This is a genomic window from Ruegeria sp. BHSA118, from assembly GCF_059613405.1.
The window spans coordinates 1-22,538 of record NZ_JBXWSM010000036.1 but is presented as its reverse complement, the minus strand read 5'-3'; the positions used below and the strand labels follow the sequence as shown (position 1 = coordinate 22,538).

The 22,538-nt window shown below is 58.0% G+C and carries 26 protein-coding genes and 1 riboswitch; of the genes, 18 read left to right on the top strand and 8 right to left on the bottom strand.

The window, feature by feature from the left end; genetic code table 11:
• Together AC2FNN_RS12380 and AC2FNN_RS12375 are read right to left on the bottom strand one after the other, a co-directional pair.
• A complete protein-coding gene (locus AC2FNN_RS12380) occupies positions 1-786 on the bottom strand; it encodes a DUF4198 domain-containing protein (RefSeq protein WP_496758880.1) in 786 nt (261 codons plus the stop codon).
• Between the two features lie 131 nt (positions 787-917).
• A riboswitch (cobalamin riboswitch) is annotated at positions 918-1,116 on the bottom strand.
• Positions 1,117-1,240: 124 nt separating this feature from the next.
• A complete protein-coding gene (locus tag AC2FNN_RS12375; protein WP_496758896.1) occupies positions 1,241-2,365 on the bottom strand; it encodes an ROK family transcriptional regulator in 1,125 nt (374 codons plus the stop codon).
• A gap of 252 nt (positions 2,366-2,617) precedes the next feature.
• Here AC2FNN_RS12375 and AC2FNN_RS12370 point away from each other — a divergent pair, with 252 nt between their 5' ends.
• The 4 genes from AC2FNN_RS12370 (at position 2,618) to AC2FNN_RS12355 (ending at position 6,230) form a co-directional block, all read left to right on the top strand.
• Entirely contained in the window at positions 2,618-3,637 is a 1,020-nt protein-coding gene (locus AC2FNN_RS12370) for a sugar ABC transporter substrate-binding protein (protein ID WP_496758879.1), read from the top strand.
• Between the two features lie 108 nt (positions 3,638-3,745).
• The gene (locus tag AC2FNN_RS12365) at positions 3,746-4,819 is read left to right on the top strand and encodes an ABC transporter permease (RefSeq protein WP_496758878.1); all 1,074 of its coding nucleotides are present in this window, start codon (positions 3,746-3,748) and stop codon (positions 4,817-4,819) included.
• The gene (locus AC2FNN_RS12360) at positions 4,819-5,595 is read left to right on the top strand and encodes an ATP-binding cassette domain-containing protein (protein ID WP_496758877.1); all 777 of its coding nucleotides are present in this window, start codon (positions 4,819-4,821) and stop codon (positions 5,593-5,595) included. The genes AC2FNN_RS12365 and AC2FNN_RS12360 overlap by 1 nt, the downstream gene beginning before the upstream one ends.
• Positions 5,592-6,230, top strand: coding sequence for a nucleoside/nucleotide kinase family protein (locus AC2FNN_RS12355; RefSeq protein WP_496758876.1), 639 nt, complete (start codon positions 5,592-5,594; stop codon positions 6,228-6,230). The genes AC2FNN_RS12360 and AC2FNN_RS12355 overlap by 4 nt, the downstream gene beginning before the upstream one ends.
• Before the next feature lie 46 nt (positions 6,231-6,276).
• On the opposite strand, the gene AC2FNN_RS12350 is transcribed toward AC2FNN_RS12355, so the two are convergent.
• Both AC2FNN_RS12350 and AC2FNN_RS12345 read right to left on the bottom strand, forming a co-directional pair.
• Positions 6,277-6,993 (bottom strand): aspartate/glutamate racemase family protein, encoded by a 717-nt coding sequence (locus AC2FNN_RS12350; protein WP_496758875.1) that lies wholly within the window; start codon positions 6,991-6,993, stop codon positions 6,277-6,279.
• On the bottom strand, positions 6,990-7,694 hold the full coding sequence (locus AC2FNN_RS12345) for a GntR family transcriptional regulator (RefSeq protein WP_496758874.1): 705 nt from the start codon (positions 7,692-7,694) through the stop codon (positions 6,990-6,992). The genes AC2FNN_RS12350 and AC2FNN_RS12345 overlap by 4 nt, the downstream gene beginning before the upstream one ends.
• Before the next feature lie 112 nt (positions 7,695-7,806).
• On the opposite strand from AC2FNN_RS12345, the gene AC2FNN_RS12340 reads away from it, so the two are divergent.
• Complete coding sequence (locus AC2FNN_RS12340) at positions 7,807-9,501, top strand: thiamine pyrophosphate-binding protein (RefSeq protein ID WP_496758873.1); 1,695 nt, start codon at positions 7,807-7,809, stop codon at positions 9,499-9,501.
• Here the strand turns inward: AC2FNN_RS12340 and AC2FNN_RS12335 are convergent.
• On the bottom strand, positions 9,462-10,382 hold the full coding sequence (locus AC2FNN_RS12335) for a LysR family transcriptional regulator (protein ID WP_496758872.1): 921 nt from the start codon (positions 10,380-10,382) through the stop codon (positions 9,462-9,464). The genes AC2FNN_RS12340 and AC2FNN_RS12335 overlap by 40 nt on opposite strands.
• 98 nt (positions 10,383-10,480) lie before the next feature.
• Here AC2FNN_RS12335 and AC2FNN_RS12330 point away from each other — a divergent pair, with 98 nt between their 5' ends.
• From AC2FNN_RS12330 to AC2FNN_RS12270, 13 genes are all read left to right on the top strand, one after another.
• A complete protein-coding gene (locus tag AC2FNN_RS12330) occupies positions 10,481-11,614 on the top strand; it encodes an enolase C-terminal domain-like protein (RefSeq protein ID WP_496758871.1) in 1,134 nt (377 codons plus the stop codon).
• Positions 11,611-12,861, top strand: coding sequence for an NAD(P)/FAD-dependent oxidoreductase (locus AC2FNN_RS12325; protein ID WP_496758870.1), 1,251 nt, complete (start codon positions 11,611-11,613; stop codon positions 12,859-12,861). Before AC2FNN_RS12330 ends, AC2FNN_RS12325 begins: the two co-directional genes overlap by 4 nt.
• A 52-nt stretch (positions 12,862-12,913) precedes the next feature.
• Positions 12,914-13,891: a TRAP transporter substrate-binding protein gene (locus AC2FNN_RS12320; protein ID WP_496758869.1), complete on the top strand. Its 978-nt coding sequence runs from the start codon at positions 12,914-12,916 to the stop codon at positions 13,889-13,891.
• 69 nt (positions 13,892-13,960) lie between these two features.
• On the top strand, positions 13,961-14,494 hold the full coding sequence (locus AC2FNN_RS12315) for a TRAP transporter small permease (RefSeq protein ID WP_171172704.1): 534 nt from the start codon (positions 13,961-13,963) through the stop codon (positions 14,492-14,494).
• A 4-nt stretch (positions 14,495-14,498) separates the two neighbouring features.
• Complete coding sequence (locus tag AC2FNN_RS12310; protein WP_496758868.1) at positions 14,499-15,812, top strand: TRAP transporter large permease; 1,314 nt, start codon at positions 14,499-14,501, stop codon at positions 15,810-15,812.
• A 7-nt stretch (positions 15,813-15,819) separates the two neighbouring features.
• Complete coding sequence (locus AC2FNN_RS12305; protein ID WP_496758867.1) at positions 15,820-16,164, top strand: hypothetical protein; 345 nt, start codon at positions 15,820-15,822, stop codon at positions 16,162-16,164.
• Positions 16,165-16,170: 6 nt separating this feature from the next.
• Positions 16,171-16,752 (top strand): hypothetical protein, encoded by a 582-nt coding sequence (locus tag AC2FNN_RS12300; RefSeq protein WP_496758866.1) that lies wholly within the window; start codon positions 16,171-16,173, stop codon positions 16,750-16,752.
• A gap of 185 nt (positions 16,753-16,937) precedes the next feature.
• The gene (locus AC2FNN_RS12295; protein ID WP_496758865.1) at positions 16,938-17,369 is read left to right on the top strand and encodes a DUF2141 domain-containing protein; all 432 of its coding nucleotides are present in this window, start codon (positions 16,938-16,940) and stop codon (positions 17,367-17,369) included.
• Positions 17,370-17,529: 160 nt separating this feature from the next.
• Positions 17,530-17,688, top strand: coding sequence for a hypothetical protein (locus AC2FNN_RS12290; protein ID WP_496758864.1), 159 nt, complete (start codon positions 17,530-17,532; stop codon positions 17,686-17,688).
• Between the two features lie 23 nt (positions 17,689-17,711).
• Entirely contained in the window at positions 17,712-18,200 is a 489-nt protein-coding gene (locus AC2FNN_RS12285) for an aromatic ring-hydroxylating oxygenase subunit alpha (protein ID WP_496758863.1), read from the top strand.
• 23 nt (positions 18,201-18,223) lie between these two features.
• Entirely contained in the window at positions 18,224-18,505 is a 282-nt protein-coding gene (locus tag AC2FNN_RS12280; protein WP_496758862.1) for a hypothetical protein, read from the top strand.
• A complete protein-coding gene (locus AC2FNN_RS12275; protein ID WP_496758861.1) occupies positions 18,502-19,113 on the top strand; it encodes an FAD-binding oxidoreductase in 612 nt (203 codons plus the stop codon). The genes AC2FNN_RS12280 and AC2FNN_RS12275 overlap by 4 nt, the downstream gene beginning before the upstream one ends.
• 86 nt (positions 19,114-19,199) lie before the next feature.
• The gene (locus tag AC2FNN_RS12270) at positions 19,200-19,568 is read left to right on the top strand and encodes a 2Fe-2S iron-sulfur cluster-binding protein (RefSeq protein ID WP_496758860.1); all 369 of its coding nucleotides are present in this window, start codon (positions 19,200-19,202) and stop codon (positions 19,566-19,568) included.
• A 63-nt stretch (positions 19,569-19,631) separates the two neighbouring features.
• Here AC2FNN_RS12270 and AC2FNN_RS12265 read toward each other — a convergent pair whose 3' ends face one another.
• From AC2FNN_RS12265 to AC2FNN_RS12255, 3 genes are all read right to left on the bottom strand, one after another.
• Positions 19,632-20,003 carry a cupin domain-containing protein gene (locus AC2FNN_RS12265; RefSeq protein ID WP_496758859.1) on the bottom strand — a complete coding sequence of 124 codons (372 nt, stop codon included), beginning with the start codon at positions 20,001-20,003 and terminating at the stop codon, positions 19,632-19,634.
• Between the two features lie 90 nt (positions 20,004-20,093).
• Complete coding sequence (locus AC2FNN_RS12260) at positions 20,094-21,131, bottom strand: YeiH family protein (RefSeq protein WP_496758858.1); 1,038 nt, start codon at positions 21,129-21,131, stop codon at positions 20,094-20,096.
• 89 nt (positions 21,132-21,220) lie between these two features.
• Positions 21,221-22,538: sulfoacetaldehyde acetyltransferase (locus AC2FNN_RS12255; protein ID WP_496758857.1), on the bottom strand; the 1,318-nt coding region annotated here is incomplete at its 5' end.

Below are 22,538 nucleotides of genomic sequence, written 5' to 3'. Positions count from 1 at the left end.
TTACTCCAGATCCCAGGCGCGAATCCAGATCACCGCATCCTGGCTGAGTTCTTTGCCCTCATGTTCGGTTGCGGGGCCGGAACCAAGTGCTGCGAAACCCCAGTAGCCGGCTTTTGGAACGCCGAACGAAAAATACCCGTTGTCGTCAGATATGGCGACCACCGCACCACCCGGCATAGGGGACACTTTCGGTGCAGAAGCGGCCGCGCTGTCCATGTCGGGTTCGGCGGCCATGTATTCGATCTCGATCTCGGCCCCCGCAACCGGCTGACCATCAGCCAGCACACGGCCCGTGAAGGTTGAACCCGCGATGATGTTGGTCGGCTTGTTCAGCGGGACAATCTCGGTCGGCAGACCCACGGGATTCATCCAGTCGGTCGGTAATTCGTTGCGGTTCAGGAAGGCTTTGGTGAGCTGTTGGATATAGATGTCTTCGGATTCTTCATAGTAAGGCTGAGGAACCGTCACCAGCACATAGTCACCCGACCGTTTGACCGGGACACTGCCTTTGAACGCCGCGCCCTCGTTTTGCCCGCCGGTGAACCGGATAGGTTCCAGCGTATCCAGCAAATCGGTCTTTTCACCGTTGTGGATCACATAGAATTCCTGCGGCTTTTCCAGATCCATGACATGGCCGTTTTCGAACGGATGCCAGAAAATCAGCTTGACCGGCACGTCACCCGGTTTCTCGATCATGGTGTCGGTGGTGTATTCCAAAAGGAAATGCGCATTTGCCATGGCAGGAAGTGCCATCACGGCAGCGGCTGCACTGAGCAGCGTTTTCATGAACAGTCGTCCTTGTCCCGTCGCGCCAATCCCGGCGCGAAATTCGTTTTGACCACAGGACATTCGACGCCAAATTACCCTTTCAGGCATCCTGGTCCGACGCACATCCCGTCGCCGATTAGGAGTGCCCGTTAGAGGGCACATGTCCGGCAGGTATCCTGACTTGCGGGTCAAAGCGTTGGACTGGCCTTCCCGGGCAAACCCCAGTGGCGTTTCAGCCCTGCTCGCCGCTTACAGTTGCGGGTGCAGTTGCGGAATTGGGCCTGAGCCCGCACCGCATTCCCTATTGATTCCAGAGCAAGCCCCGGAACCGGACATGCCGAGCGGCTTGCCAGACAACTCAGCCTTCGGTCAACGAAAATGTGCCGTGGCCGTCGAAAAAAAGCTGAATTCGGCAGTTCGGGCGGGTAAATCGACTTCGTGAAAAATCCAAGGCAGCAGGATGATTTCATGCCTAAGCTTCTGAAAGATACCTTTCCGACAACGGCAGGCTTGCCGCACCCAGTGAGCGTGCTTCCGGGCCCACGGTCCCTTCCAGCACCACGGGGCGCTCAAGACCGGTCAGGTTCAGCTTGGACAGTTTGTCTTCGACCATTTCAACCAAACTCGCCTTGATTTCCTGCGGCATCCAGCCGTCAATCTTCACGCATTCGAAATCTATCAGGCTACAGGATGAGACAATCGCATGGGCAATCCCGCTTGCCGTCCGTTTCAACCAGTTTTCCAGTTGAACTTTTGGCACATCCCAACGCCGGGTCGATTCCCAGATGGAATGCGACGTTACTCCTGCTGTGGTGATTGCACGCTCGAGAACATACAAGCTGGCCACGTCGATAAGCGGTCTGACACCGCCCGCACCATCCGGCACAGGCAGGGGGCCGATTGCCCCCGAGTTTCCACGCCCCGAAAAGATCGCACCATTGAGAACCACACCGCCGCCAATGAAAAACCCGATATAGAAGTACAAGAAATCCCTTGGCCCATCGGCCGGACCGAACACCAATTCCGCCCCACAAGCCGCCGTGGCGTCATTTTGCAGAAAAACCGGCATATCGAGGCGACGAGCCAGGTCGGCCTTCAGGTCTGATACGCGCCACGGGTCCATTTCTTCCTGAGGAACCTGAAGGGTCTGGGCCCAGTCCCACAGGTAGAACGGCATGGCAATTCCAAGACCCGCAATCCTGCCTTTGGCCTCGGACGACATGGATGACATCATTTTCCCCAGACTCTGTATGGAAAACTCCAGAGTGGCTTTCGGCGTTGGATAGTCATAGGTTCGCCGCTCGCGTTGCCGCACATTTCCGACAAAGTCAGTCAAAACCAGCTCGGTACTGCGGCGCCCAACCTTGAGCCCAAAGAAAAACGCACCACCCGGGTTGAGGCGCATGGGAACGGAAGGTTGCCCGACTTTCCCGCGGACCGGCTCGCCGCGCAAAAGCAATCCGTCCTTCTCAAGCAGCCGCATGATGACGGAAACGGTTTGTGCCGACAGTCCGGTCATGCGCGCAATCTCGGACTTAGCAAGGGCCTGATGACGCCGGACAAGCGACAACACCAGCCGTTCGTTCCGGGCCCGCATCCCGCTTTGATTGGTTCCGCGCACCTCTGACCCGTGCAGGCCAATCGAATTTTTCCGAGATGAATTTTCCGGCACGACCACCCCTTTCCAGCTGAAGAATGAGAAAGGCCGCCCGCCCTGTCAATAATAAATAAGAGTGAATTATTTATTGACTCAAATTTCGAATCTTGTGATTGTTTCTTATGGGATCAGGGTTTTTGCCTGATCGCCCTCGTGCCCTGTACGGCACAGGAAAAACTGGGAGGATAATCGATGAAACTTGCAAGACTTGCGGGTGCTGCTGCGCTCGGGGTTACTGCCATGGCTGGCAGTGCAATGGCGGAAGGCGAAACCGTTTGTCTGATCACCAAGACAGACACCAACCCGTTCTTTGTCAAAATGAAGGAAGGTGCGACAGCGAAGGCGGAAGAGCTGGGAATGACGCTCAAAGCCTTTGCGGGCAAAGTTGACGGTGACCATGAAACGCAGGTGCAAGCCATCGAGACCTGCATTCTGGACGGCGCCAAAGGCATTCTGCTGACGGCATCGGACACTTCATCCATCGTTCCGGCCGTAAAGCAGGCGCGGGATGCAGGTGTTCTGGTTATCGCCCTGGACACGCCGCTGGAACCCATTGACTCGGCCGACGCGACGTTTGCCACGGACAATTTCCTGGCCGGGCTGCTGATTGGACAATGGGCTAAAGCCACACTGGGCGACGCGGCCAACGACGCCAAAATCGCGACACTGGATCTTGCCGTCAGCCAGCCGACAGTGGATGTGCTGCGCAATCAGGGGTTCCTGCAAGGCTTTGGTGTCGATCTGGCGGACCCGAACGTGATCGGCGATGAAGATGACCCACGTCTTGTCGGAAGTGATGTAACCGCCGGCAACGAAGAAGGTGGTCGCCGCGCGATGGAAAACCTTCTGGCCAAGGATTCTACGATCAACGTTGTTCACACCATCAACGAACCTGCGGCAGCAGGCGCCTACGAGGCGCTGAAAGCCATCGGGCGCGAAAATGACGTGCTCATCGTTTCCGTGGACGGAGGCTGCCCGGGTGTCCAAAACGTTGCCGACGGTGTTATCGGCGCGACGTCGCAGCAATACCCGCTGTTGATGGCATCGCTGGGAGTTGAGGCCGTCAAGAAATGGGCGGACGAAGGCGTGAAGCCTGAAAACACGCCTGGCAAGGATTTCTTCGACACCGGCGTGGCGCTTGTAACGGACAAGCCTGCCGAAGGCGTCGAATCGATCTCGGTCAAGGAAGGCATGGACCTCTGCTGGGGTTAACCTGACCGCCCGGAGGGCCGCAGAGGGCGGCCTTCCGCTTTTCAAACCACCCATTCGCCCGAAAACTTGCTAAAGTCGTCAGTAACCTGACGCTTTGGGGGAACCTTTATGTCCGATACTTCACGACGATCAGACGACTTCGAAGCCGCTGCAAAAGGCAGCCCAGAACAGATTGCCGAATTTGACGATCACCACCGCGGGATTGTCGGAACGGTTCAGCACTTTCTGCATGTGAACCCCTCTTTGGTGCCGCTGATCGTTCTTGTGGCCGCCATCGTCATTTTCGGGGCTTTGCTGGGCTCCAAGTTCTTCTCGCCATTTGCGCTGACTCTGATCCTGCAACAGGTTCAGATCGTCGGGATCGTGGCGGCAGCGCAAAGCCTTGTCATCCTGACCGCCGGTATCGATCTAAGCGTCGGGGCAATCATGGTGATGTCGTCGGTTGTCATGGGTCAGTTCACCTTCCGGTATGGTCTGCCGCCAACGGTCGCGATTGTTTGCGGCCTTTTCGTCGGCACAGCAATCGGTGCGGTGAACGGGTATCTGGTCAGCCGCGTCAAACTGCCGCCGTTCATCGTGACGCTTGGCATGTGGCAAATCGTTCTTGCGGCGAACTTCCTCTATTCCCAAAACGAAACCATCCGGTCGCAGGAGATCGAAGAAAACGCCGCGATTCTGCAACTTTTCGGGGCCAAGTTCAACGTGGGCGGGGCGGTATTCACCGTCGGCGTGATCTTCATGCTGGTGCTGATCCTCGGGCTTTCCTACGCCCTTCGTCACACCGCCTGGGGAAGGCATGTTTATGCCGTCGGGGATGACCCCGAAGCGGCAGAGCTGTCCGGTGTCAATGTGCATCGCACGCTGATGTCGGTTTACATGCTGTCCGGGCTGATCTGCGCTTTCGCGGGCTGGGCTCTGATTGGTCGGATCGGGTCCGTGTCTCCGACCTCTGGTCAGTTGGCAAATATTGAAAGCATAACGGCGGTCGTGATCGGGGGCATATCCCTGTTCGGTGGCCGCGGGTCTATTCTGGGGTCGCTCTTCGGTGCTCTGATCGTGGGCGTCTTTACGCTTGGGCTTCGGTTGCTGGGCGCTGATGCGCAATGGACGTTCCTGTTGATCGGTATCCTTATCATCGCAGCGGTCGCGGTCGACCAGTGGATCAGAAAGGTGGCAGCCTGATGGAGCCTATTCTCAAAGGACGGAACCTTGTGAAGCGCTACGGCAAGGTAACGGCGCTGGATCAGTGCGATTTCGATTTGATGCCGGGCGAGATTCTGGCCGTGATCGGCGACAACGGCGCGGGCAAGTCAACACTGATCAAGGCGATTTCAGGCGCGGTGGCGCCGGATGAAGGTGATGTTTGGCTGGAAGGCCGGAAAGTGAATTTCCACTCGCCGATTGACGCGCGTGAAGCCGGTATTGAAACGGTTTACCAGACACTTGCGATGTCCCCAGCCTTGTCGATTGCGGACAACATGTTCATGGGGCGCGAGATTCGGCGCAAAGGGCCGTTGGGATCATGGCTCCGAATGCTCGACCGTCCGGCGATGGAGAAATTCGCCCGCGACAAGCTGAGCGAACTGGGCCTGATGACGATCCAGAACATCAATCAAGCCGTTGAAACACTGTCCGGGGGTCAGCGTCAGGGCGTTGCCGTGGCGCGGGCCGCGGCATTCGGATCAAAAGTCATCATCCTGGACGAACCAACGGCCGCATTGGGCGTGAAGGAAAGCCGCCGCGTTCTTGAACTGATCCAGGACGTGAAGTCACGCGGCATTCCGATCATCCTGATCAGCCACAATATGCCACATGTTTTCGAGGTCGCCGATCGAATCCACGTGCATCGGCTTGGCAAGCGCCTTTGCGTCGTTGATCCCAAAGATTACACGATGTCCGACGCAGTGGCGTTCATGACCGGCGCCAAGGAACCGCCCGCCGAGGACCAGGCCGCGTGACGCCTACGCTTGCCACCCCCGAGGCGCTTGCAAGCAGGATCGCGGATGCGGTCCAGGCCTTGCCGCCGCTGCAAGACCGGCACCTTGTGGCGATTGCCGGGCCGCCGGGATCGGGAAAAACGACTGCGGCCAGCCTTGCAAGCAAAGAGCTCAATCTGCGCGGCGTCGCAACCGGTCTGGTTTTCATGGACGGCTTTCACTATGACAACGTGATCTTGAAGGATCGCGGCCTGCTGAACCGCAAAGGATCTCCTGAAACCTTTGATCTTGCCGGCTTTCATGCGCTGCTTGATCGATTGCGCTCGGAAGAAGAAATCGCAATACCCGAGTTTAACCGAGAGCTGGATCTGGCCATTGCCGCGCGATCCATGATCACAGCGGATCAGCGCGTTGTTCTGGTTGAGGGCAATTACCTTCTATTGAATGAGCCGGGTTGGTCAGAACTTCACCAACTGTGGGCATTCAGGGTATTCTTGGACACCGATTTGAAAACACTCGAAACCCGCCTGACCAACAGATGGATCGGCCACGGTCTGGACGCCAATGCCGCCAGGGACCGTGCGCAGTCGAACGATCTGGCGAATGCAGAGCGCGTGATCCGAAATTCGATACCCGGTGATCTGACACTGGCTTGAGTTTTGCCTGCGGCCAACACAATCCGTCTTGATGAAAGGCCAGAGGTCAGTTCCGGTACACCGGCGGAACAAGACCGGTCTGAAACCAAGTCACGAAAGACACGATCGAAAACACAGGCAGCCCGGTCGCCTGCTGAATATCCGGCGCATAGGGGCACATATTCGTGCACTCCAGAACTATTGCCCCAAGATCGGGATGGTCCGAGGCCAGCGCAATTGCGGCCTCAACATTGTCCTCCCGGGCCTTCTGGACATTCAGACGCGATTCATTGCCCAGAATTGCGCGAGTGAATTCCCGCCCACCTTCGGTTGTGCCGATTGGTGTATCCAAGGGGACATTGGCAGCCTGAAGATGATCATTGGTCAAAGTGGAGGCCGAAATGGTCAGAATGCCCGCGCGCTTTCCCATAGGAAGGATACGATTTACCATTTCAACCTGCATCAAGGACGAGGTGACAACGGGAACCGGAACCGCCTCGGCCAGCTCCTTCTGGAACAGGGACAGGAACCCGCAATTGGTTGTTATTCCGTCCGCGCCGTCTTTGACCAGCTCTTTCGCGGCGTCGATGAAGACCTCGAGCATACCTTCGGCCCGATGCCGGACCACCCGATCAGGCGAGGCATCCCGGACGATGCGGTACAGCACCGGAAACGGCCATGTCCGTGCATTGCCCATGTCGCCGGGAATTCTTGGGAAATGCGCGTCCAGCATGAGGATCCCCACCGATGCGCCATATATGGATTTGCCGCCCTGCGCGATCATCCCTGCGCCTCCTCGATAATGCGGGTCGAGATGTCTTCGGCCCCTTCCATGTAGATGCTGGTAATCCCGTGACGCACTGCGTCCTGAACCTGATCCATTCGTTTTGTGATATGAGCCGCCAGAACCCGGGCCGCCTCGTCCGCGTCCCGATCCAGCAGGGCCTGCATGACGTGTTTATGTTCGTCCTTGGACTTCTGCACCCGATCCATGCTCATGGAAATCCAGCGGATATAGCGGATACGCTCGTTAATCCGTGTCAGAGTTTGCAACAACTCCATGTTCCCCGACAGCTTTGCGATCCCCAGATGGAACGCTTCGTCCCGGGCCACTGCCTCTTCGATCGTCAGGCCGGTGATGTCGATGCCCGTTTCGTAAAGCTCATCACGCAGCATTTGCAGGTCTTCATCCGTCGCCCTGGCGCAGGCTGATCGGGCCGCTGCGGATTCGATGATCTGGCGCAGCTCGAAAAGGTCGAACACACTCTGTGCATCCAAGGGACGGCAAAAGAACCCTTGCCCCGGGCGGAAATCGAACAGCCGTTCGGCAACCAGACGGTTCAACGCTTCTCGCAACGGCGTGCGGCTGACGCCCAGATCCCTGGACAGGGCGACCTCGTTCAGGCGGGCACCGGGGCGCAGGCGGAAAGATACCGCCATCGCTTTGACCTGATCATAGATATCATCGACGCGTGGACCCGCCATAAACAATGCCCTTCTTCCGTTGATTCACAGGTGCCACACTCAATTCTTGAAATCAATATGCAAGCCTGTATACAGTTCTGCGTACAGTTATAACTCAAAGGAATCGCGAACCATGACAGGGACGAATTACCTGACCGGAGCCGAGGCGATGGTGCGTATGCTCGAGGCGCATGGCGTGACGCATATGTTCGGCCTGTGCGGCGATACCACCTTGCTGTTCTATGACGCGCTCGCCCGAATGGATCACGGCATTCAGCACATTCTGACCCGCGACGAACGGCACGCCGCCTACATGGCGGATGGCTATGCCCGCGTGACCGGCAAGCCTGGCGTTTGCGAAGGCCCTTCTGGCGGTGGAGCAACCTATATTCTGCCGGGTGTGGTCGAGGCCAATGAAAGTTCGGTTCCAATCCTGGCGATCACGTCCGATGTGGCGACGACCAGCCGCGGGAAGTACCCTTTGACAGAACTGGATCAGCCAGCGTTGTTCCGTCCGCTGACGAAATGGAACGCGTCTCTGGATGATGCGGCCCGGCTTCCGGCCATGGTTCGTGCGGCGTTCCGGGCAATGACAACGGGTACACCCGGCGCGACCCATCTGGCACTGCCGTTTGATACGCAGAAGGCACAGGTGGACGAAGCGGAAATCTGGGCCGACGACCGGCATCGCAGCTATCCCGCCGAACGGGCTGCCCCCGATCCGGATGCCATCGAAGAGGCCGCAGCCATTCTTGCCCGGGCCAAATCCGCCGTCGCGGTATGTGGCGGCGGCCCGGTTCTGTCCGGCGCGACCGATGCGTTGCACCGTGTCGCCGGTCTGTTGGATATGCCCGTCGCCACAACCGTTTCAGGCCAAGGGTCCATCGCCGAAACCGATCCTCTGGCGCTGGGTGTCGTCGGATCGAACGGTGGCATCCCGGCAACCCGCGCCGTGGTGGATCTGGCTGATGTCGTCCTGTTCATCGGGTGCCGCGCCGGTTCAGTCACGACCGAACGGTGGAGAAGCCCCGGACGCAGCACCACGATCATCCATATCGACAGCGATCCGATGGTGATCGGTGCCAATTACCAGACCGAAGTGGCGATCTGTGCCGATGCCCGCCTCGCGCTGGAGGCATTGGCCCGTGCGCTGAAGGACCGGCAAGACCTGAACGGTCAAGGCGGCACAACCAAGGCCCGCGCCGCGTGGGAGGCCAAGGCGGCGGCGTTTACCCCCTTGGCTGCAAGTCGGGAAACGCCGATCCGTCCCGAGGCTGTCATGGCGTCCCTGATGGACATTCTGGACGACGATGCGATTGTGGTCGCTGATCCCGGCACCCCCTGCCCCTATTTCAGCGCGCATTACCGTTGGCGGCAACCCGGGCGGCATTTCATCACAAATCGCGCACATGGAGCACTGGGGTATTCTCTGGGGGCAGCCATGGGCGCACATGTCGGGCGGCCCTCGGTCAAGACCCTGGCCGTCATGGGCGATGGTTCGTTTGGTTTCACCTGCGGCGAATTTGAGACAATGGTTCGGCACAAGATGCCGATCACGTCGATCGTATTCTCGAACTCGGTTTTCGGATGGATCAAGGCGGGTCAGGATGCAGGGTTTGATCAACGCTATTACAATGTCGATTTCAACCGGACCGACCACGCCGCCGTCGCAGCCGCCTTTGGTGTAAAGTCATGGACAGTCAAGGACCCTGAGGACTTGCAAAAGGTGCTGAAACAGGCCGTCGAACATGATGGCCCCACATTGGTCGACATCCATTCGCAGCAGCTTCACGAGGCCGCTGCACCTGTGTCGGAATGGGTTGCATAAGAGGCAATCGACGGGGTCAGCTGGGCTAGAAATTCCTGCGCAATCGTGGACAGGGGGCGCCCCTTTGCGGTGATGATAGCAAGATCCAGCATGACGGATGGCCTGAACGGGCGGGTCTGATACCCGCTCTCACCGTCGAACGTCACGGTAAAGGGGTCGATCATCGCAACCCCCATGCCCTGTTTCACAAAACTCAGCAGGTTTTCGGACAGGTGCGTGTGAATCTTTGTACGCCACGTGCGCCCGGATGCCTGAAAGATGTCACGGGTTCGACGGTGGGTTTGGTGTTCCGGACCCATCACGATGAAGGGCTCGTTTTCCAGTATTTCCGGTGTCAGAACATCATAATCCGCCAAGGGGCTGTTTTCTGGAAAAGTCGCAAGCGTTTCGAATTGAAACATCTGATAATTCAGAGTGTCGTGCAGGATCGGCATCTCGACGATGCCGATTTCAAACAGGCCCGAAATCACCCATTCCTGAATCTTGGATGAATACTGCGACTGGAAACTGACGGACAGGTTGGGGCGGCTTTTGGCAAAGCGTGCGATCTCGCGCGGCATGAAACCAAATGACAGAAGATGCGGCGCCGCTACCTGCAATTGACCGGGATGTTTGTTCTGCAAATCCGTCACGGCCTGCGCCACGTGATCCAGCCCGCGCACGACCGTGTCGACTTCGCGGAACAGCAGTTCGGCTTCGGGGGTGGGCAGCAAACGGCCCTTGTTGCGCTCGAACAGAGGCAGTCGCGCTTCGCGTTCCAACTGAGCCAACAGATTGCTGATACCAGGCTGGGATATCCCAAGTACCGACGCTGCGCCGGTTACGGTTCCGGTTTCCATGATGGCGTGAAACGCTTGAAGCTGGCGAAAGCGCAGGGACATGGATAGCCACATCATTTTTTCTGATGAACTGTCGAAGATATAGTATTTGAAATGATATGCCCGTCAAGGCAGGCTTCCGCTCAACAACAGGGGGCGGAATGAACGATCTGGCACAAAACATCATCGGTTACGACCTTTGGCACCTGAAGCTTCCGGTCACGTCCCGCCGGGATCACGGTATAGGATCCGTCGAAGGTGCCTGCGAAGTCGTCATACTGCGACTGACATCCGAGGATGGCACACAGGGATTTGGCGAAGCGTCCCCCTGGTCGGTGTTCACCGGCACCCCGGAAGCGACATTCGCGGCATTGGATCGCTACTTGCGCCCCCTTGTTCTTGGCGCCAGCGTGGGCGACCGGTCCGCCATTATGGCGCGCGCGACCTGTGCCGTGGCGCATTGCACCGAGGCCAAGGCCGCGCTGGAAACCGCGCTGCTGGATCTGGCAGGCCGTATCAGCGGCATCCCTGTCTGGTCTTTGTTGGGTGGTCGCTGCCGCAGCGCCATTCCGCTCAGCTGTTCCATCGCCAACCCGGACTTTTCCCAGGACATAGACCTGTTGGCGCGGTTGCGAGAGGACGGCGTGCGGATTGTCAAACTCAAGACCGGGTTCAAGGATCACGCCTTTGACATCATGCGGTTGGAATATCTTGCGCAGAACTGTCCTGAATTCTCGGTCCGCGTGGATTATAATCAGGGGCTGAACATCGAGGACGCTCCGGCGCGGGTGCGGGACGTGGCCCAGTTCAATCCTGATTTCATCGAACAGCCGGTTCGCGCCCACCATTTCGGCATGATGGCAAAGCTGCGCCAAATGACCGATACTCCCCTTCTCGCCGATGAGAGCGTCTTTGGCCCCGAACATATGGAACGCGCCGCGCGGGAAAGCATTTGCGATGGTGTCTCGGTGAAAATAATGAAATCTGGCGGGCTGACCCGAGGGCAGACCGTTGCCCGCATCGCTGCTGCGCATGGTCTGACGGCATATGGCGGGGACATGTTCGAGGCCGGTCTGGCCCATCTTGCCGGCACCCATATGATTGCCGCAACACCCGAGATCACATTGGGCTGCGAATTCTATCAGGCGTCCTATTTCCTGAAAGAGGACATTCTGGAAGAACCCTTCCGGATCCAGAACGGGCAGGTCTGCGTGCCCGAAACCCCCGGGCTTGGCGGCAGGCCCGAGATGGCCAAGCTGAACCATTACGCAGTGGCCAGGGCGATTTCAAAATGAGTGACAGGAAAACCATAGCCATCATCGGCGCCGGTATCGTCGGCGTTTCGGCCGCGGTCTGGCTGCAACGGGATGGGCACGACGTGATCCTGTTCGACAAGGCCGGACCGGGCGAAGGCACGTCTCATGGCAATGGCGGTGTGCTGGCGTCCTGCTCCATCATACCTGTGACGGTTCCCGGATTGCTCAGCAAAGCGCCCAAAATGTTGCTGAGCTCGTCGCAGCCGCTGTTTTTGAAATGGGGGTATCTGCCGAAGCTGCTCCCATGGCTCCGGCAATATCTGAGCCACGCGAACGTGGCAGATGTTGAACGGATCGCGGCGGCGCTGACGCCGATCGTCGGCGACAGCCTGAATGATCACAAGGCTTTGGCAGCAGGCACGCGTGCTGAAAAGTGGATCGTGCCCAGCGACTATCTGTTTCTTTACGAGAACCGGGCTCATTTTGAACAAGATGCGTTGGGCTGGGGAATAAGGCGGAAGAACGGCTTTGATTGGGAAGAACTGGAGGGCAAGGCGTTTCACGACTATGACCCGGTGTTCAGCCCGGATATCGGTTTCGCTGCCAAGCTGTCAAACCACGGTCATATCACCGATCCCGGGCGTTACGTGAAAGACCTGGCCGCCCATGTCGAGGCCGGCGGAGGCCGGATCATCCGCGCCAATGTCGAGGACATCACCCGCGACAGCGGCCGCGTTACGGGTGTGCGCGCAGATGGTGAGACCATCGCTTGCGACACCGCCATTGTCACGGCTGGCGTCTGGTCCGGACCACTGGCAAAGCGACTGGGGGTTTCTGTTCCTCTTGAAAGTGAGCGCGGTTATCATCTTGAATTGGTGGCGCCTTCTGCCATGCCCCGCAGCCCGGTCATGGTGGCTTCGGGCAAGTTTGTTGCCACGCCCATGGATGGGCGCATACGCTTGGCGGGTATTGTGGAGTTCGGTGGGCTGGAAGCACCGCCCTCGCGCGCGCCGTTTGAATTGATGCGAAAGAATGCCCGGGCCGCGTTTCCGGGCATAACATGGAAGGAGGAAGTGGAATGGATGGGGCACAGGCCGGCCCCGGCTGACTCGATCCCGATCATAGGTGACGTGCCCGGAATCAAAGATGCCTATATGGGCTTTGGTCATCATCACATCGGCCTGACGGGTGGGCCAAAGACCGGACGGCTGCTGGCGCAGATGATCGCGGGCAGAACCCCGAACACCGACGTAAGCGTCTACGCGCCGTCGCGCTTTGCAACATAAAAACAGACCGATGAAAAACATCGGTATTTCAAAACTCGATAGGGAGAAAACGATGAAAAAACTGACAAACCTTCTGGCAGCAACCGCTTTGACTGCTGCCGCGGCAGCACCGGCCATGGCCGAAAAATGGGACATGCCGATGGCCTATTCGGCGTCGAACTTCCATTCGGCCACCGGTGCGGAATTCGCCAAATGTGTAACGACCGGAACCGGCGGTGAGATCGAAATCGTAACGCATCCATCCGGCTCGCTGTTCAAAGGTGCCGATATCAAACGCGCAATCCAGACCGGGCAAGCCCCGATCGGTGAACGCCTTCTGTCCGGCCACCAGAATGAGAACGCGTTGTTCGGTTTCGATTCGATCCCGTTCCTTGCGACCTCGTTCGACGACAGCGCCAAGCTTTGGGAAGCGGCAAAGCCCTCTATCGAAAAACTGCTGGCCGAACAGAACCTGACGCTGCTTTACGCTGTGCCGTGGCCTCCGCAAGGGTTGTATTTCAAGAATGAGGTGAACTCGGTCGCCGATATGAAGGGCATCAAGTTCCGTTCGTATAACAACGCGACTTCGCGACTGGCCGAACTGACGGGGATGTTGCCGGTAACGATCGAAGCGGCGGAAATCAGTCAGGCTTTTGCGACGGGTGTGGCGGATTCGATGGTGTCATCGGGATCGACCGGGTATGACCGCAAGGTCTGGGAAAGCCTGAACTATTTCTACGAAGTCGACGCCTGGTTGCCGCGCAACTACGTGATGGTGAATTCGGATGTCTGGTCGGGCGTGTCCGACGCCAACAAGAATGTCATCAAGGGCTGCGCAGAGCTGGCGGAATACGCGGGCAACTGGCGCGCCAAGGAATACACCGGTTTTACTCTGCAAGGTCTGCGTGATGGTGGAATGACCGTCGGTCCGGCATCCGAGCAGATGACGAATGAGCTGAAAGAGATCGGCGTGACCATGACCAATGAATGGCTGGAAGCCGCAGGTGACGAAGGCAAAGCCATCGTCGACGCGTTCAACGCCTCTCAGTAACCGTTCGGGGCGGGCGGCGTTGCATTGCGTCGCCTGTTTTCCATCCAATCATAACAAAGCGGGGACGCCATGGCGGTATTGCGGGGGCTTCGGTCCGTTCTGGATTTCATCTATCTGGCAGCAGGGGTATTGGCGGCGGTCAGCCTGATTGCCATTCTTTTGCTGATCGTCGTGCAGATGCTGGCCCGCTGGACCGGTGAGGTATTTCCCGGAGCGCCCGACTATGCCGGCTATGCAATGGCGGCGGCATCTTTTCTGGCCTTTGCCAATGCGTTGAACCGGGGCAGCCACATTCGGGTTTCGATCCTTCTGAACGCAGTGCCGGACAGCGTGCGGCGTGTCCTTGAAATCTGGTGTTTCACCATCGGCACAGCCGTCATGTGGTATTTCTGCTGGTATGCCTATCGCTTCGTCTATTGGAGCTGGAAGTTCAACGACATCAGCCAGGGTCAGGACAGAACCGCGCTGTGGATTCCGCAATCCGCGATGCTGATCGGTGCCGTGATCCTGGCCATCGCGCTGACGGATCACCTGATCCACGTCCTGTTCAAAGGTGACCATCGCATTGTCCGCGATCTGGCCGACCAGAGCCACGGAGAATAGACGCATGGAAAACCTGTCTGTCATCATCCTTTTCCTTTTTGTTCTGTTCACCCTGCTCGGGACCGGCGTCTGGGTCGGCCTGGCCCTGATGGGGGTTGCCTGGGTCGGGATGGAGCTGTTCACGACACGCCCGGTGGGCGACGTGATGATCACAACCATCTGGTCCGCTTCGTCTTCGTGGACCCTGACCGCCTTGCCCATGTTCATCTGGATGGGCGAAATCCTGTACCGCACGCGATTATCCGAAGACATGTTCAAGGGGCTGTCCCCCTGGATGGCCCCCCTGCCCGGCGGTTTGGTGCATACCAATATCGTGGGCTGTACCGTCTTTGCCGCCGTTTCAGGTTCGTCTGCTGCGACACTGACCACTGTCGGAAAAATGTCGATCCCCGAACTGCGCAAACGCAATTACCCCGAACGGATGATCATCGGCACGTTGACCGGCGCTGCCACACTGGGGCTGATGATCCCTCCGTCCCTGACCCTGATCGTCTACGGAGTGACGATCAATGAATCGATCACCAAGCTGTTCTTTGCCGGCATCTTGCCCGGCCTTGTTCTCGCCGCGATGTTCATGGGTTATGTCGCGATTTATTCCAAATTGGGCAAAGACTGGAACCCGAACGACGAAAGCAAGCTGAGCTTTTCTGAGAAAGTCAAAAACTCACGCTTTCTGCTGCCTGTGATCCTTCTGATCACCGTTGTCATCGGGTCAATGTATCTGGGCTATGCCACTGCGACCGAAGCTGCGGCTTTCGGGGTAATCGGCGGCCTGTTGCTGGCGGCAGGCCAGGGGTCGTTGAACTGGAAGACATTCACCGAAAGCCTGATGGGAGCCACGCGAACCAGCGCGATGATCGCCCTGATCCTTGCCGGCGCCGCGTTCCTGTCGCTGTCCATGGGCTTCACCGGCCTGCCGCGCGGGCTGGCCGATCTGATTGCAGGCTGGGAACTGACTCGTTTCGAACTGCTTATGGTCCTGCTGGTGTTCTACATCATTCTGGGCTGTTTTCTTGACGGGATTTCTTCCGTCGTGCTGACCATGGCCGTGGTGGAACCAATGATCCGCGACGCTGGCATTGATCTGATCTGGTTCGGCATCTTCATCGTGGTCGTTGTTGAAATGGCGCAGATCACACCCCCGATCGGGTTCAATCTGTTCGTGATGCAGGGCATGACCAACCATGAGATGAGCTATATTGCACGCGCTGCGATCCCGATGTTCCTGATCATGGTGCTGATGGTCTTCATCCTCATCTGGTTCCCCGACCTCGCCACCTGGCTGCCCGAGAATTTACGCCAGAGCCCGGGCGGGTAAAACGGCCTTGAACCTGCTTCATCTGGCGGCTCGTCACGGGCCCCGTGTTCTGATCGCCGGATTGGCGGCGGGTCTTCTTTTGCCGGGTTTGGCCGAGCCCATGCGAGACCTGCTGCCGCCCTTGGTCGTGTTGTTGCTGTTCGTCACCGTCCTGAGAATGGACCCCGAAACCATTCTTGGATCGTTGAGCGATCTGCACAAGGTCGCGTTCACCGTCATCGGGTTTCAATTCGTGATACCGCTGTTCATTCTGGCCATCGGATTTGCGGGTGGTTGGACCGGAACGCCGGTGCTGCTGTCCCTGCTCATCATGGCGGCTGCGCCCTCGATTTCCGGCAGTCCGAACATGTGATTGATGATGGGTTATCCGCCTGAACACGCGATGCGAATGATGGTGGTTGGGACCGCCCTGTTGCCATTGACAGCGTTTCCGGTGTTCCTGCTCATGCCTGAACTGGGCGACATTCACTCTGTTTTGCTGGCCGGGTTGCAACTGCTGTTGACGATACTCTGCACAACCGGCGCCGCCATTGTTTTCCGGCGCGTCTGGCTGCGTTCACCATCCCGCTCCACCTTGTTGAATCTGGAAGGGTTGGGCACGATCACCTTGGCCGTTTTTGTCATCAGCCTGATGCCTTCCGTCAGCACCACAGCGCTGAAAAGCCCCGCCGTCGCGTCCTTCTGGATCGCGCTCGCCTGTCTGGCAAATTTCGGAGCACAATTCCTTTCGTTCCGCATGACCAGAGGACGTCTGACGGCAGCTAGGGCAACCGCTGTCTCTTTGATCGCGGGAAACAGAAACATCGCAATTTTTTTCGTTGCTTTGCCCCCCGAAGTCACCGCACCCATCATGGCCTTCATCGGGGCGTATCAAATTCCGATGTACCTGACGCCAATGGTCATGCGTCATCTCTACATGAGGCAAGTCTTGCCCGAGTAGCTTTGGAAAGCCGCCTTAGGATATTTTTATCCCTTTTCTCCGATCCTTGCCGATGTTGGACCGGCACCTCGTCTTTGGTTCCATGCCATTAACACGCTCAGGGAAATTGGGCGAATGACTGTCACTATTGACAGTTAATCACGCCGCCCCTATTTACTTTCAGTTTTGGCAGTAAGAGATATATCATGCCGATTAGCAAACTGGTCGTCGCATCTGTAATGACTCTGGCTTCAACCCTCGGGGCATCTGCACAAACTCTCACTGCAACGGTGCAGGACGTGCGCAATGCAGAGGGTGATTTGATCATTGCCGTGTTCGATGACGCAAAATCTTTTAAGGCCATGGACGTGGCGAACGCGGCGGCTTTGGCTGTGGTTCCTGCTGTCAAAGGCCAGGCTTCGGTGACCTTTCACAATCTGCCGCTTGGCACCTATGCGATTGCCGGGATGCACGACGAGAACAGCAACAGCAACCTGGATACCGAAAAGGATGTCCCGACCGAAGGGTACGGCTTTGGCGGTATGGGGCAGAACGGTCTGCCGCCGGTATTCGCGGATGCCGCTGTCGCCGTCGGCACCGGCGCAACCGCCAACCTGAAGCTGAAATACTGGAAATAACATGACCGGGCGCCCCTCAAAATTCTGACGCACGTTATGAGCAGGTCGTGCAGGCTCTGATCAGATGTGTTGCGAGATCTGGCCTGGATGATGCATCGCTTTCACTGCGCTCATAGTCACGACGGTACTTGGCTGTCAGACGTTGTGGGGGATTCTTTTCATGTTCTGGACGATCCAGAATTTCTGTTCCGGTCACGCATTGCTTTTGACCGACGTGACCCGGGATGAGGACCCCATCCTTTTTTGGCTGATCCAACTTGCCTGGATCGCACATGGCCTGTCGATGATCGCCATCGACTTTCTCTCTCGGACGTTTTGAAAATTCCTTCGCAAGAGGTTCAAATGAAACCCATGCTGCACCTTTTGCCGGTCGAGGCTTACACGAGCCAGGATTGGTTCGACCGGGAAATGCGCGAAATCTTTTCCAAAACCTGGCTCTATGCCGGGTTTTGGAGGACGTCCGCGAACCCGCGCCAGTTCATCACCGTGCAGGCCGGAACCAACAACATATTCGTGATTATGGGGCGCTACCGTCGCCTGCGCGCCTTCCATAACATCTGCCGCAACCGCGGCACCCAATTGATCCGCGCGGTTGGCAAAACGCAAAAGCCATTGACCTGTCCTTATCACGATTGGACCTACGATCTTAAAGGCAATCTGATTTCGGTGCCGGATGAACACGAGGAATATGGCAAGGTCGACAAGTCCTGCCTTGGCCTGAAACCCGCCAAGGTCGATATCTGGAAATCGATGATTTTCGTCCATCAGACTCCGACGCGCCTTCCATCGCCGAATGGTTCGGCCCGGTCGAGCCCCTTGGCCCGGAATTGACGCGAGTTCACAACCCTGGGCGAGTGTCCAACAGCTCGGAATGGGAATTCACCAAACAGTCGATGAAGTCGCCCTCGTTCTGGGTCACGTTTGGAATAGGCGGAAAATACGAAGCCAATGACGCGATGGACGAAGATGACCCGATGGTGGCCGGCGTCTTTACCGTCGAAGATATCTACGCGTGCGAGCAACAGCGGAATTCCCTGCATTCTCCGTATTTTGAAGCAGGTTCAGCGGCAAACGGTGAAAGCCCCGTCATCGAGCACCAGAAAGTTGTTCTGCAATGGTTGGGGAAAGGGAAATGAACCCGCGTGACTTTTTCCCATTGCGCGTTTGCGGGACCAGAGTCGAGCTGGATGGCGTGGCAAACACCGTCATGTTCGAGGTCCCTGATCGCCTGACGGACATATTCGCCTGGAGGCCGGGCCAACACGTGTCCGTTCGTTTCAATATTGATGGCGAAGAGCACCGTCGAAGCTATTCGATCTCCAGTTCACCTTACTCTGGGGATCCTCTTCGCATCACCGTCAAGCGGGTCAAAGGTGGCCATGTCAGCAACTTCATCAACGACACTGTTCAGGAAGGACAAACCATTGACGTCATTCCGCCATTTGGCAGTTTCTGCCTGGACCCCGACGAAACGGCGCGGCGCACCCATTACTTTTTAGGCGCAGGCTCCGGCATTACTCCGATCTTTGCGATGCTGAACTCGGTTTTGACAGCCGAACCCCGTTCAGTCGCGCATCTGGTGTATGGCAACTCAAACGCCAAGAGCATCCTGTTGCAGCAAGAGCTGAACGTTCTTCAGCAAGCGCATCCCGAACGTTTTACAATCAACCATGTCTTTTCGAAACCCGGCTGGTGGTCCAGCGGCGGCCAGGTACAATCGACAAGGCCGCAATCGAAGTGTTGATGGCCGAGTATCCGCCTTACGCCCAGGACGCTCGGTACTATGTCTGTGGTCCGGGCGATATGAACCAGACCATCAAATAGGCATTGATGTCCATTGATGTGCCCGCGAACCGCATCCACATGGAAAGCTATGGTGCTGCGTCGGATCTGGACACGGGTATCGAAGGGGTGGACGCAACCGCTGAACTGACGCTGGAAGGTGTCCGGCACCTCATATCGATCTCCAAGGGACAGACCGTTCTTCACGCAGCGCAGTCAGCGGGGCTCAAGCCACCCTATTCCTGCCAATCCGGAGTTTGCGGCGCGTGCCGGGCCAAACTGACCGACGGCACAGTTCATATGCGGGCGCACATGGCGCTGGAAGACAAAGACATCGAAGCCGGAGAAATCCTGACCTGCCAGTCAATACCCACGGCGGAAAAACGGGCGATCAGCTTTGACCAGACCCGTCGCTGAAGAACCGATAACACGCCTGAGGCATGCCGGTTCACGCCGCCTCAGGTTCATTCACGGATCGGATCATGCGTCCGGCGCACAATCTCGGATCACGAAGTGCTTGGTCGTTTCTTCCACGACTTCCCAATAGCCGCGAAAGCCGTTGGGGATCAAAAAGCTGGCCCCGGTGCGAAAATCCTGACGGGTCCCGTCTTCGTGGATCACGGCGCAATGGCCTTTGACGATATAGCAATATTCGTCCTTGTCCGTGAACGCGTGCCATTTACCCGGCGTAGACGTCCAGGTCCCGGCTGACAGTTGTCCATCCGGACTGGTGAAGTGCATTCCAATCTTGTGATGCGGATCACCTTCGACAACGCGATCGGGAAGATCGGCCAAACGCCTTTCGCTGCGCGTTTCGGGCTCATCGAAAAGATTAAGTACCTGTGTCGTCATGAGGTCATACCCTCCTGCTGGTCATGTAGTGCGAGATGACGTGACCGGCCAATGGTCGGTCACGTGCTGGACTTGGATTTCCACCATCCTCTAATGAAACAGGTAGACACCCGCCAGAACCAGAGCAGCGATGAAGATCGTCTCGGCCACGATCAGGACGATGGCCTGCCCGCCTACATCCAGAATCCGCTTGAGCGACGTTTTCATGCCCACTGCGGCAATCGACACCAGCAGCGCCCACCGGCTGAGATCGGCCATGGCCAACGAGACCACATCCGGGATCAGACCTATTGAATTCAGGACGGCAAAGATCAGAAAGCCAACGACAAACATCGGCAAAATGGGCGGGCGCTTGCCGTCTTCCTCGCTGAACTCCGCGTGGCGTCGGACAAGAAACGAGATGACCAGCACCACCGGGGCCAGCATGGCGACACGGATCAGTTTGACCAAAGTCGCGACCTCACCGGTTTGGTCCGAAACCGAGAACCCGGCCCCAACAACCTGTGCGACATCATGGATCGTGCCGCCCAGGAAGACCCCTGAAACCTCGTCGTTGAACTCAAAAGCCTCGGTGAGGATCGGGTAGGCGATCATCGCGATAGTCGACAATACCGTAACCGACAAAACCGTGAAAACCAGGTTCCGCTCCGAATGCTCGTTTTTGGGCAGAATGGCCGACAAGGCCATCGCGGCCGATGCACCGCAGATCGCAACCGATCCCCCTGTCAGCACCCCAAAGCGCCAACCACGGCCCAGAAGACGCGCGCCAAGAAGCCCGAACAGGATCGTGAGGATCACACCGGCAATCACAACGGCAATCAGATCAGCGCCAAGACTCATCATCAATTCAACGGAAATACGAGCCCCAAGCAGCGCAACACCAAAACGAAGAACCGTTCGTGCGGTAAATTCGATTCCGGCCTTGCAGTCGCCCGCATCGTCTTCGGCCAGGAAATGGAACGCGATGCCCAGCAACAAGGCCATCAGCATGGCCGGGGCACCATAATGATCGGACAAGAACTTCGCTGCGACAGCGACAACCACGGAAACAAGGAAACCGTGCCCGTTCAAACGAACGAAAGACCGTGCCCGAAGCCACGGCGAGTTGGATGCACTCAACGCCTGCATCTTACTTCCTTTGCAATATTTAAGCTGCCTTTCGGGCAAAGCCTGCCCCCACCCGAACCGTATTCGGCCCGGGTGGAGGCATGATCAGATCACGCTTCCTGAGCTTTCATGTCGTCGGCCGAGATTCCGGCGACTGCGACGGGTTTTTTCATTGCGTCGCGGCGGAAAGGCTCGCCAAGCTCCTGGTTGATCAGGGCCTCGATCAGCGTGGTGATGCCGTTCTTCTGGTCCTCGATCGCCTGGTTCAGCGCCGCGGTCAGCTCGTCCTGGGTGCGGGCGACAACGCCTTTCAGGCCACAGGCCTGCGCGATACCGGCATAAGACACCTTGGTGTCCAGCTCGGTGCCCACGAAGTTGTCGTCGAACCACAGGGTCGAGTTGCGCTTTTCCGCGCCCCACTGGTAGTTGCGGAACACGATCTGGGTCACGGCGGGCCATTCCTCGCGGCCAATCGCGGTCAGTTCGTTCACCGCGATGCCAAAGGCGCCGTCACCGGCAAAGCCCACAACCGGAACATCCGGGCAGCCGATCTTGGCACCAACGACGGCCGGCAAGCCATAGCCGCAGGGGCCGAACAGGCCCGGCGCCAGGTATTTGCGGCCCTCTTCAAACGACGGATAGGCGTTGCCGATGGCGCAGTTGTTGCCGATGTCCGAGCTGATGATCGCCTCTTTCGGCAGCGCCGCCTGAATGGCGCGCCACGCCATGCGCGGGCTCATCCAGTCGGGCTTGGCCGCGCGGGCACGCTGGTTCCAGGTGGTGCCCGGATCGTCATCCTCGTGGGTCATCGAGGTCAGTTCCTGCGCCCACGCCGATTTCTTCTGCGCGATGCGCTCTTTGCGCTCCTTGCGGCCTTCGTCACCGGCGGTGTCGCTCAGCTGGGCCAGAATGCCCTTTGCCACCTTGGCGGCGTCGCCGATGATGCCGACGCTGACCGCTTTGGTCAGGCCGATACGGTCAGGGTTGATGTCGACCTGGATGATCTTCGCATCCGCGGGCCAGTAGTTGATGCCATAGCCCGGCAGGGTCGAGAACGGGTTCAGACGGGTGCCGAGGCACAGCACCACGTCGGCCTCGCTGATCAGCTCCATCCCGGCTTTCGAACCGTTATAGCCCAGCGGACCGGCAAACAGCGGGTGGCTGCCGGGGAAGGCGTCATTGTGCTGGTAGCCGACGCAGACCGGCGCATCCAGACGTTCGGCCAGAGCCTTCGAGGCCTCGATGCCACCTTCGGCCAGAACCACACCGGCGCCGTTCAGGATCACCGGGTTCCTGGCGTTCGACAGCAGCTCGGCCGCCTGCGCCACGGCGGTTTCGCCGCCCGAGGGGCGCTCGAAATCGACGATGGCGGGCAGGTCGATATCGATCACCTGGGTCCACATGTCACGCGGGATGTTCAGCTGCGCC